This window comes from Streptomyces thermospinosisporus (genome assembly GCF_039526425.1).
In the GTDB taxonomy this organism is placed as follows: domain Bacteria; phylum Actinomycetota; class Actinomycetes; order Streptomycetales; family Streptomycetaceae; genus Streptomyces; species Streptomyces thermocarboxydovorans.
This window is the reverse complement of sequence record NZ_BAAAIZ010000111.1, coordinates 32,914-43,338: the sequence shown is the minus strand read 5'-3', so window position 1 is coordinate 43,338 and position 10,425 is coordinate 32,914. Positions and strand designations below refer to the sequence as shown.

Sequence of the window (10,425 nt, the reverse complement as noted above, 5' to 3'; positions counted from 1 at the left end):
GGCGCATCGCGCTGGCCGCGGCGGGCGTGCTGCGGCGGGACGGCCTGCCCGCGCGGGTGGCGCCCGTGCTGCGGCAGCGGCCGGGCGTGGCCGACCAGGCGGGGCTCACGGCCGCGCAGCGGCTGGCCAATCTCACGGGTGCGCTCACGGTGGCCCCCGGCGGAGAGCGGCTGCTGATCGGCGGGGGACCGGTCGTGCTGGTGGACGACGTCATGACCACAGGAGCGTCCCTGGCGGAGGCGGCGCGAGCGGTGCGGACGGCGCTGGACGGGGCGGCGCCGGATGTCCGGAAGAGATCGAGTATTTCGGCGCCCGCGTTCGTGTACAGGGGTGGGAGACGGGAAAGGAGAGGAGAACAACCCCACCGGACAGCTCAGGAGAGGGTGAGCCGGCGGATGGTGAACGAACGCTTGTACGCAGCCGTCGTAGCGGCCTCGCCAGATGCTTTCGAATTGAACCGGAACTGACTGAGATCTTTCGTCGTTGCAGGTTGTGAGAGGGTCAATTCACCTGAACGGAGGTACGCCGCAGTAGAGGGTGACGACATCCGTCCGGGCGAGATATGTTCGGTTGTAAGGAAAGGCGCAGGCCACACCTTACGAATCCCAATGCCGTGTCGCGGGTTTTCGGTAATCACCCGCGCTGGGGGAGTGGAGATCCCGCCCACGGGGGAGGAGGTGGACGTCACCCAGTCCGAGGTTCCGGGGCGACCGGAATCTGGTGCAAAAGGGAGACGCTCCGCAGCGGAGCGGAGCGATCCGGGAACGGAGTTCTGCGTGGACATCGTCGTCAAGGGCCGCAAGACCGAGGTGCCCGAGCGGTTCCGGAAGCACGTGGCCGAGAAGCTGAAGCTGGACAAGATCCAGAAGCTCGATGGCAAGGTGATCAGCCTCGACGTCGAGGTGTCCAAGGAGCCCAACCCCCGACAGGCCGACCGCTGTGACCGAGTGGAGATCACCCTCCGCTCCCGCGGTCCGGTGATCCGGGCGGAGGCGGCGGCGAGCGACCCGTACGCGGCGCTCGATCTGGCAGCGGAAAAGCTGGACGCCCGGCTGCGCAAGCAGCACGACAAGCGATTCTCGCGGCGCGGGGCGCGCAGGATCTCGGCAGCAGAGGTCCCCGCACACGTCCCGGACGCGGCGACACTCAACGGCACGGGCGCGACCGCACCGAAGGAGGAGCCCGACGCCGTTCCCACGAAGAAGATCGGCTCGCTCGAAGTGCAGGGAGACGGCCCCCTCGTCGTCCGCGAGAAGACCCACGTCGCCGCCCCCATGACCCTCGACCAGGCTCTCTACGAGATGGAGCTGGTCGGGCACGACTTCTACCTCTTCGTCGACTCCGAGACGAAGGAACCCTCCGTCGTCTACCGGCGCCACGCCTACGACTACGGCGTGATCCACCTCAGGACCGACACGATGGTCACCGAGTCCCATTCCCCCGAGGCGGGCGGAACCCTCGGCGGCTGACCTGCCGGGGCGGCAGGTGAGCGGTGCCCCTGGTGCGCGTGTGCGCCCCCAGGGGCACCGGTGTGCGACCCCTTCGCACCGCATGCCGGCGCCCGGTGTCCTCCGGGCATGGAATCATGGCTGCAACGGCTCAAACGGTGGGCCGTTGCCTTGGGTTGGCGATGGCTCAGGACCACAGGCCAAGCCGTCAGGGGGAGGAACGATGGCGGACAGCTTCGGACCGATGCGTGACGAGGACGCCGGCGACGGCGTCGTCGGCACGGGCCCCGACGCGGGCTCACCACGCAAGGAGCCGATCAGAGTCCTCGTGGTCGACGACCACGCGCTGTTCCGCCGCGGCCTCGAGATCGTGCTCGCCGCCGAAGAGGACATCCAGGTCGTCGGCGAGGCCGGTGACGGCGCGGAGGCCGTGGAGAAGGCCGCCGATCTGCTGCCCGACATCATCCTCATGGACGTGCGGATGCCGAAGCGGGGCGGGATCGAGGCCTGCACCTCCATCAAGGAGGTCGCGCCCAGCGCCAAGATCATCATGCTGACGATAAGCGACGAGGAAGCCGATCTCTACGACGCCATCAAGGCGGGCGCGACCGGCTATCTGCTCAAGGAGATCTCCACCGACGAGGTGGCCACCGCCATTCGCGCCGTCGCCGACGGCCAGTCGCAGATCAGCCCCTCGATGGCCTCCAAACTCCTCACCGAGTTCAAGTCGATGATCCAGCGCACCGACGAGCGCAGGCTGGTGCCGGCGCCCCGGCTGACCGACCGCGAACTGGAAGTGCTCAAGCTCGTCGCCACCGGAATGAACAACCGGGACATCGCCAAGGAGTTGTTCATCTCCGAGAACACCGTGAAGAACCACGTCCGCAACATCCTGGAGAAGCTGCAGCTGCACTCCCGGATGGAGGCCGTGGTCTACGCGATGCGGGAGAAGATCCTCGAGATCCGCTGAGGCACCGGCCAGGCCCAGCCTCTGCCGGGCCCAGCCTCTGCCGGGCCCAGCCTCTGCCGGGCCCAGCTTCTGGTGAGCCCGGTCTTCGCCGGGCGCCGCGTCAGCCGAGCGCGCGGGCCAGTTCGAGCACCAGGGGCTCGCGCAGCTCCGGCGCCTCGACGCGCTCCACCCGCACATGGGTGCAGTCCACCCAGCTCGCCGCCTCCACCAGCGCCTGCGCCACCGCCGGGACCGCCTTGCGGCTCTCCAGCGTCACCTGCCGGGCCACCAGCGTGCGGCCCTCGCGGGCCGGATCGACCCGGCCGACCAGACGACCACCGGCGAGCACCGGCATCGCGAAGTAGCCGTACACCCGCTTCGGCTTGGGCACATACGCCTCCAAGCGGTGGGTGAAGCCGAAGATCCGCTCGGTGCGCGCCCGGTCCCAGATCAGCGAGTCGAACGGCGACAGCAGCGTCGTACGGTGACGCCCCCGCGGCGGGGTCGCCAGGGCCTCCGGATCGGCCCAGGCCGGCTTGCCCCAGCCCTCGACCGTCACCGGCACCAGACCCGAGTCGGCGATCACCGCGTCGACCTGCTCGCCCTTGAGGCGGTGGTAGTCGGCGATGTCCGCGCGGGTACCCACGCCCAGGGACTCTCCGGCCAGCCGCACCAGCCGGCGCAGGCACTCGGTGTCGTCCAGCTCGTCGTGCAGCAGCGCATCCGGGATGGCCCGTTCGGCCAGGTCGTAGACCCGCTTCCAGCCGCGGCGCTCGACGCACACCACCTCCCCGTACATCAGCGCCCGCTCCACGGCGACCTTGGCGCCGGACCAGTCCCACCACTCGCTGGTGCGCTTGGCGCCGCCCAACTCCGTGGCGGTCAGCGGGCCTTCCGCGCGCAGCTGCTTGATCACCTGCTCGTAGGCGCCGTCCGGCAGCTCCTGGTTCCAGTGCGGGCGGCTGCGGTAGGCGCGGCGGCGGAAGGCGAAGTGCGGCCATTCCTCCACGGGCAGGATGCACGCGGCGTGCGACCAGTACTCGAAGGCGTGCGGCGGCTCGGAGCCGGATGTCCAGTACGCCTCCTCCACCGTCCTGCGGCCCACGGCGCCGAGGCGGGCGTAGGGGATCAGCTCGTGGGAGCGGGCCAGGACGGAGATGGTGTCGAGCTGCACCGCGCCCAGCGTGCGCAGCACCCCGCGGACGCCCGATCGGCGGTCGGGGGCGCCGAGCAGTCCCTGGGCCCGCAGGGCGATGCGGCGGGCTTCGTCCGCCGAGAGTTCCGTGGTGGGACGCACGAGAGTCATACGTCCGCACGATAGAGGCAGCCACTGACAACCGGCCCCGGCCCGGATCTCACCGGGCAGGCATCGGGTACTTCACCGGAGCAGGCATCCCGTACCTACCGGGGCGCCGGCACGTAGGGGGTGCTGGAGGTGAGCCCCAGGTCGGAGGGCAGCAGCGAGCCGATCCAGCAGTCCCGCAGCACGCCCTTGTTGTTGAGCGCAGAGCGCAGGGTGCCCTCGATGGTGAAGCCCGCGCGTTCGGCCACCGCGCGCGAGGCCAGGTTGCCGACCTCGGCGCGCCACTCCAGCCGGTCCATGGAGATCCGGGTGAAGGCCCAGCGGGCGGCGGCGACGGCGGCCTCGGTGATGAAGCCGTTGCCGCGGTGCTCCTTGGCGGCCCAGAAGCCGATCTCGCCCACGCCGAGGGAGCGCGAGGTGATACCGAGCATGCCGGCCAGCTCCCCCGTGGTCAGGAAGACACCGAAGGTGAACATCGACCCGTTCGCCCAGCCGTCCGGGGCCAGCTGCTCGGTGAAGCCCCGCGCGTGCTCGGGCAGGTACGGGGAGGGGATCGTGGTCCAGCGCTGGATGTCGGGGTCCTGACAAGCCGCGTAGACGGCGTCGGTGTCCTGCGGACCCACGGTGCGCAGCACCAGACGGTCCGTGGTGAGCGTGACGGGTTCCATCGGCCGATTCTCCTCCCCGGCCGGTGAGCGCCGCCATTCCTTTCGCCGGGGGGAGCCCCGTTGGGCACGTTCGCCATGGGCAGAGTTCCCAGGGCATGTTCGCCGTGGGCGGAGTCCGCCACGGGGACGTTCGCCCTGGGTGAGGCGCGCGTCACCCTTCGCGTCATTCATGGGTGCGGCGCGGCACTTTCCGGGACGCTCGGACGTTGTCCACCGTGAAGCAGCCGTCCGACCAATGACCTACACCGTCCGACCGATGACCTACATGTGACGAGCACCGAGGACCGCCGACACGGCAGGCCTCCCGGCGTGGCGGGGTCCTCGCATACGATGGCCGTTGCTCAGTCACTGAAACGGAAACCGACCGTCCCAGGCCCGACCGGCAAGGAGACCAACCCCCGTGTCCGTCCTCTCGAAGATCATGCGTGCAGGCGAAGGCAAGATCCTGCGCAAGCTGCACCGCATCGCGGACCAGGTCAACTCCATCGAAGAGGACTTCGTCGACCTCTCCGACGCCGAGCTGCGGGCCCTCACCGATGAGTACAAGCAGCGCTACGCCGACGGTGAGAGCTTGGACGACCTGCTGCCCGAGGCGTTCGCCACCGTCCGCGAGGCCGCCAAGCGCGTCCTCGGCCAGCGTCACTACGACGTGCAGATGATGGGCGGCGCCGCGCTGCACATGGGGTACGTGGCCGAGATGAAGACCGGTGAGGGCAAGACGCTGGTCGGCACCCTGCCCGCATATCTCAACGCCCTGTCCGGCGAGGGCGTCCACATCGTCACGGTCAACGACTACCTGGCCGAGCGCGACTCCGAGATGATGGGCCGCGTCCACAAGTTCCTGGGTCTGAGCGTCGGCTGCATCCTGGCCAACATGACGCCGGCCCAGCGCCGTGAGCAGTACGCGTGCGACATCACCTACGGCACGAACAACGAGTTCGGCTTCGACTACCTGCGCGACAACATGGCGTGGTCCAAGGAGGAACTCGTCCAGCGCGGGCACAACTTCGCCATCGTCGACGAGGTCGACTCCATCCTCATCGACGAGGCCCGTACGCCGCTGATCATCTCCGGCCCGGCCGACCAGGCCACCAAGTGGTACGCGGACTTCGCCAAGCTGGTCAAGCGCCTCAAGCGCGGTGAGCCCGGTCAGCCGCTCAAGGGCATCGAGGAGACCGGCGACTACGACGTCGACGAGAAGAAGCGCACCGTCGCCATCCACGAGTCCGGGGTCCAGAAGGTCGAGGACTGGCTGGGCATCGACAACCTCTACGAGTCGGTGAACACCCCGCTCGTGGGCTACCTGAACAACGCCATCAAGGCCAAGGAGCTCTTCAAGCGCGACAAGGACTACGTCATCATCGACGACGAAGTCATGATCGTCGACGAGCACACCGGCCGTATCCTCGCCGGCCGCCGCTACAACGAGGGCATGCACCAGGCCATCGAGGCGAAGGAAGGCGTGCCGATCAAGGACGAGAACCAGACGCTCGCCACGATCACGCTGCAGAACTTCTTCCGCCTCTACAAGCGGCACGACCACGACGGCAAGGAGCTGCCGGGTCTGTGCGGCATGACCGGTACGGCCATGACCGAGGCGGCCGAGTTCCACCAGATCTACAAGCTCGGCGTGGTGCCCATCCCTACCAACCGGCCGATGATCCGCAAGGACCAGCCGGACCTGATCTACCGCACCGAGGTCGCCAAGTTCGAGGCGGTCGTCGACGACATCGAGGAGAAGCACCGCAAGGGCCAGCCGATCCTCGTCGGCACCACCTCGGTGGAGAAGTCCGAGTACCTCTCCCAGCAGCTCAGCAAGCGCGGCATCCAGCACGAGGTGCTGAACGCCAAGCAGCACGACCGTGAGGCGCAGATCGTCGCCCAGGCCGGCCGCAAGGGTGCCGTGACGGTGGCCACCAACATGGCCGGCCGTGGTACGGACATCAAGCTCGGCGGCAACCCCGAGGACCTCGCCGAGGCGGAGCTGCGGCAGCGCGGCCTCGACCCCGAGGAGCACATCGAGGAGTGGGCGGCGGCCCTGCCCGAGGCGCTCAAGCGGGCCGAGGCGGCGGTCAAGGCCGAGAAGGAGGAGGTCGAGCGGCTCGGCGGCCTCTACGTGCTGGGCACCGAGCGGCACGAGTCGCGGCGCATCGACAACCAGCTGCGCGGTCGTTCCGGCCGTCAGGGCGACCCGGGCGAGTCCCGCTTCTACCTCTCGCTCGGCGACGACCTGATGCGGCTGTTCAAGGCGCAGATGGTCGAACGCGTGATGTCCATGGCGAACGTCCCGGACGACGTGCCGATCGAGAACAAGATGGTCACCCGCGCCATCGCCTCCGCCCAGTCGCAGGTCGAGCAGCAGAACTTCGAGACGCGCAAGAACGTCCTGAAGTACGACGAGGTGCTCAACCGGCAGCGTGAGGTCATCTACGGCGAGAGGCGCCGCGTCCTGGAGGGCGAGGACCTGCACGAGCAGATCCAGCACTTCATGGACGACACCATCGACGCCTATGTGCAGGCCGAGACCGCCGAGGGCTTCCCCGAGGACTGGGACCTGGACCGGCTGTGGAAGGCCTTCAAGCAGCTCTACCCGTGCCAGGTCACCATCGAGGAGCTGGAGGAGGCCGCCGGCGACCGGGCCGGGCTGACCGCCGAGTTCATCGCCGAGTCCATCAAGGACGACATCCGGGAGCAGTACGCCAAGCGCGAGGAGCAGCTCGGCTCCGAGATCATGCGTGAGCTGGAGCGCCGGGTCGTGCTGTCGGTGCTGGACCGCAAGTGGCGCGAGCACCTCTACGAGATGGACTACCTCCAGGAGGGCATCGGCCTGCGCGCCATGGCGCAGAAGGACCCGCTGGTCGAGTACCAGCGCGAGGGCTTCGACATGTTCACCGCCATGATGGAGGGCATCAAGGAGGAGTCCGTCGGCTACCTGTTCAACCTGGAGGTCCAGGTCGAGCAGCAGGTCGAGGAGGTCCCGGTCGAGGAGGCCGCGCCGTCGCTGGAGAAGCAGGACGCGGTGCCCGCGCAGGCCGGGGCGCGCCCCGAGATCCGGGCCAAGGGCCTGGAGGCGCCGCAGCGGCGGAACCTGCACTTCGTCGCGCCGACGGTGGACGGCGAGGGCGGCACGATCGAGGGTGACTTCCCGACGGACGGGGAGCCGGTGCGTTCGCCTGCCGATGGTCTTACTCGCGCCGAGCGGCGCAAGCAGGCGCGGGGTGGGCGTCGGCGCAAGAAGTGAGCAGGTGAGCACGGCTCCCCGGTGAGGGGAGTGTGCCGAGCAGCAGGCCCAGGGCCGGGCATCCGAGTGTGGGTGCCCGGCCCTCGGGTTTGCGCCGAGGGGGCAGGCCGTCGGGGGTTCGGGGCCGTTCCTCCGGGGCAGGGGGAGGTTCGGTCAGCGGGCGCCCGCCGGGCGGGTGCGGGGGCCGCCGACCTCTACCGCCGTGCAGCGCCAGCGCAGGTCGCGGCCCTGCTCCAGCCGGAAGGCGAGCGCGCGCAGCCTGTCGCCCGCGGCGATCCGGGCGAAGACCTCCAGGGCGCCCTCGCGGGGCACGAACCAGCCGATGTCCCGCACGACGGGCCGTGTGCCCCGGGTGCGCAGCGGGCCTCGCTCGGCGAGGCGTGCCAGCTCGTCATAGGCCTGGCCTGCGGTGTGCCGCAGCATGGCGTGCACGGGGCGCTGGCCGCTGAGCACGGCGAGGAGGAGCTCGGCGAAATGGTCGGTGGGGCGGAGCCGGGGGACGCGAGGGGTGGTGTCGGCCGGTGCGGTGAGCGTGGCCGTTCCGGTGCGGGGGGCCGGGACTCGTACGGGCGAGCGGCGGGTGCGCTGGGCGGGGGTCCGGGCGCGGTAGGACGGCGGTCGGTTGTCGCCGGGGCGGGTGGAGCCGGCCATCGCGCCGGGACGTCCACGGCCGCCGGAGGGGGCGGTGGCCGGAGGCCGGCCGGTGGGGACGCGGGGCGGTGTCGTGCCTGTGGGGCGGGTCACGGCGGTGGTGCCGGTGGGGTGAGTGGTTGCGACTGCCCTGGACTGGGCCCTGGTCATGACCTTGTTCATGGGGGTCCCCGTTCGACGGCCCGGGGGTGGGTGACCGGCCGGAGGAGGCCGGGCGGTACCGGGCGGTAACTTTCGCGGTCGGTGATCTTGTACGGGGCGGGCGGGGGCGGCGGCAAGGAGGGGGTGGGCCAACTGGGGAGGGTCCGGAGATTCACCTATCCGGGTGGTTGAGGGTGGGTGGGACCGCGAGAGGGGGCGGGCGAGGTGGGTGAAGGGGCGGACGCCGGTGGACGGGGCCGGGGGTGCGGAGGGCAACTCGAAGGGGGACCGCCCGCGCGTATCCTGAAGGCCCGTCAACGGTTCCGATCACGAAAGCGGCCTCCATGCGCGTCTACGTCCCCCTGACCCTCCCCGGGCTTGCCGAGGCGTACCGGACGGGACAGCTGGCGAAGGGGCCGTTCCCGGCGTACGCCGTCACGCCCGCGCTGCGCGAGTGGTACGTCTCCGAGGACCTCGAGGAGCTGGAGTACGCCGCGCTGAGCCGGGCCGCGCTGGCCTCGCTCAGGCTGCTGGCGGCGGACCCCGAGGCGCCCAGGCGGCGGGTCGTGGTGGCGGTCGACGTGCCCGACAAGGCGGTGTCGGCCGAGCCGGGCCTCGACCCGGACACGCTGGGCGAGGTGCGGGTGGACGGGGACGTCGCGCTGTCCAAGGCGGCCGCGGTGCATGTGGACGCGGAGGACGCGGAGGCGGATGTGAGCGCGGCCGCGGAGGCGCTGCCGGCGGCGGACGCCGGGGACGACGACGCGCAGTTCGTCGTCGACGGTGCGGAGGATCACGAGCTGCTCTGGTACGCCACGCAGGAGATCCCGAACATCGTCGGTTCAGGCGGGGCCGGTTCCGGCGGGGCCGGCTGAGCGCAATGTGCTGCTGACCTGCTGTTTCTCCTTGATTGTCAGTGCGGGCGGGTAGGTTGCGTTCATGGGGATGCAGACGAACGCGCACATCGTCTGGGACTGGAACGGGACCCTGTTCCACGACGTCGACGCGATCATCGGGGCGACGAACGCGGCCTTCGCGGAGCTCGGGCTGGAGCCGATCACGCTGGAGCAGTACCGGGAGCTGTACTGCGTGCCGGTGCCGAAGTTCTACGAGCGGCTGCTCGGGCGGTTGCCCAGCAATGAGGAGTGGGAGGTCATGGATGCGACCTTCCACCGGTACTACACGGAGCACCGGGCGCTGTGTTCGCTCGCCGAGGGCGTGGAGGAGCTGCTCACCGGGTGGGCGGCGGCGGGGCGCAGCCAGTCCATCCTGAGCATGTACGGGCACGAGGACCTGGTGCCGCTGGTGAGGGCCTTCGGGATCGAGCCGCACTTCGTGCGGGTCGACGGGCGGACCGGTCCCTCCGGGGGGAGCAAGGCGGAACACATGGTGCGCCACATCGCGGCGCTCGGCGGCGTCGATCCCGCGCGGACGGTGGTGATCGGTGACGCGGCCGACGACGCGCTGGCCGCGCAGACCGTGGGCGCGCGGGCGGTGCTGTATACCGGCGGTTCGCATGGCCGGGCCAGCCTGGAGGCCGTTGGCGTCCCTGTGGTGGACACCCTGGCCGAGGCCGTGGCCGAAGCAGAGCGCCTGGCGGCATGAAGCGTCCCGTGCGGGTGGGTGGGGGTGCGCGTCGACGGTGCCTGCGGCCCGGTGGGGGTGCGCGTGGAGATGCCTGCGGCGCACTGTCCCTCCGGTGGGGGTGCGCGTAGCGCCCACGGTGGGTGGGTGAGTCGGGGCCGGGGTGGTGGTGTCCGTCTCGGTCTGGCGCGCAATAGGTCGCCTTTCGGGGACTGGCGCGGACGCGCCGGCCGCTGCGGGCGGACACCACCACCCCGACCCCTCCCCGCCGCGCGCGACTGCGGCCGCCCAAGCCCCGGTGCCCTGCTGACCGCCGTGCGCGGCTACCCCGCGTCGCCGCGGGCAGCCGGGCCTCCCCAGCTGCGGGCAGTCGTGCCGCTGGGGCGATGGCGGAGGGTGGGCGCAGCGGCACCCCTCCAGCAGGGCTAGCGCACCCCGCC

The 10,425-nt window shown here is 70.5% G+C and carries 9 protein-coding genes; 6 read left to right on the top strand and 3 right to left on the bottom strand.

Features of this window, described 5'->3' with window-relative positions:
- The 3 genes from ABD207_RS28790 to ABD207_RS28780 form a co-directional block, all read left to right on the top strand.
- A partial coding sequence (locus ABD207_RS28790; RefSeq protein ID WP_344016151.1) for a ComF family protein occupies positions 1 to 467 on the top strand: 467 nt, incomplete at its 5' end.
- Positions 468 to 776: 309 nt separating this feature from the next.
- Positions 777 to 1,469: a ribosome hibernation-promoting factor, HPF/YfiA family gene (hpf, locus tag ABD207_RS28785; RefSeq protein WP_344016149.1), complete on the top strand. Its 693-nt coding sequence runs from the start codon at positions 777 to 779 to the stop codon at positions 1,467 to 1,469.
- 202 nt (positions 1,470 to 1,671) lie between these two features.
- On the top strand, positions 1,672 to 2,418 hold the full coding sequence (locus ABD207_RS28780; RefSeq protein WP_167998561.1) for a response regulator: 747 nt from the start codon (positions 1,672 to 1,674) through the stop codon (positions 2,416 to 2,418).
- A 100-nt stretch (positions 2,419 to 2,518) separates the two neighbouring features.
- On the opposite strand, the gene ABD207_RS28775 is transcribed toward ABD207_RS28780, so the two are convergent.
- Both ABD207_RS28775 and ABD207_RS28770 read right to left on the bottom strand, forming a co-directional pair.
- Positions 2,519 to 3,703, bottom strand: a complete 1,185-nt coding sequence (locus ABD207_RS28775; RefSeq protein ID WP_344016148.1) for a winged helix-turn-helix domain-containing protein — start codon at positions 3,701 to 3,703, stop codon at positions 2,519 to 2,521.
- A 95-nt stretch (positions 3,704 to 3,798) separates the two neighbouring features.
- On the bottom strand, positions 3,799 to 4,368 hold the full coding sequence (locus ABD207_RS28770) for a GNAT family N-acetyltransferase (RefSeq protein ID WP_344016147.1): 570 nt from the start codon (positions 4,366 to 4,368) through the stop codon (positions 3,799 to 3,801).
- Positions 4,369 to 4,768: 400 nt separating this feature from the next.
- Between ABD207_RS28770 and secA the strand changes: the two genes are divergently transcribed.
- Positions 4,769 to 7,609: a preprotein translocase subunit SecA gene (gene secA, locus ABD207_RS28765; RefSeq protein ID WP_344016146.1), complete on the top strand. Its 2,841-nt coding sequence runs from the start codon at positions 4,769 to 4,771 to the stop codon at positions 7,607 to 7,609.
- A 153-nt stretch (positions 7,610 to 7,762) separates the two neighbouring features.
- On the opposite strand, the gene ABD207_RS28760 is transcribed toward secA, so the two are convergent.
- On the bottom strand, positions 7,763 to 8,422 hold the full coding sequence (locus ABD207_RS28760) for an Rv3235 family protein (RefSeq protein ID WP_344016145.1): 660 nt from the start codon (positions 8,420 to 8,422) through the stop codon (positions 7,763 to 7,765).
- 323 nt (positions 8,423 to 8,745) lie between these two features.
- On the opposite strand from ABD207_RS28760, the gene ABD207_RS28755 reads away from it, so the two are divergent.
- On the top strand, positions 8,746 to 9,276 hold the full coding sequence (locus tag ABD207_RS28755; RefSeq protein WP_344016144.1) for a DUF6912 family protein: 531 nt from the start codon (positions 8,746 to 8,748) through the stop codon (positions 9,274 to 9,276).
- Positions 9,277 to 9,340: 64 nt separating this feature from the next.
- Entirely contained in the window at positions 9,341 to 10,006 is a 666-nt protein-coding gene (locus tag ABD207_RS28750; protein WP_344016143.1) for an HAD family hydrolase, read from the top strand.
- Positions 10,007 to 10,425: the final 419 nt, after the last annotated feature.

Coding starts and splice junctions, on each gene's coding strand:
- ABD207_RS28780 (WP_167998561.1), top strand. CDS start 1,672: ATGGCGGACAGCTTCGGACCGATGCGTGACGAGGACGCCGGCGACGGC.
- ABD207_RS28775 (WP_344016148.1), bottom strand. CDS start 3,703: ATGACTCTCGTGCGTCCCACCACGGAACTCTCGGCGGACGAAGCCCGC.
- ABD207_RS28770 (WP_344016147.1), bottom strand. CDS start 4,368: ATGGAACCCGTCACGCTCACCACGGACCGTCTGGTGCTGCGCACCGTG.
- ABD207_RS28760 (WP_344016145.1), bottom strand. CDS start 8,422: ATGAACAAGGTCATGACCAGGGCCCAGTCCAGGGCAGTCGCAACCACT.
- ABD207_RS28755 (WP_344016144.1), top strand. CDS start 8,746: ATGCGCGTCTACGTCCCCCTGACCCTCCCCGGGCTTGCCGAGGCGTAC.
- ABD207_RS28750 (WP_344016143.1), top strand. CDS start 9,341: ATGGGGATGCAGACGAACGCGCACATCGTCTGGGACTGGAACGGGACC.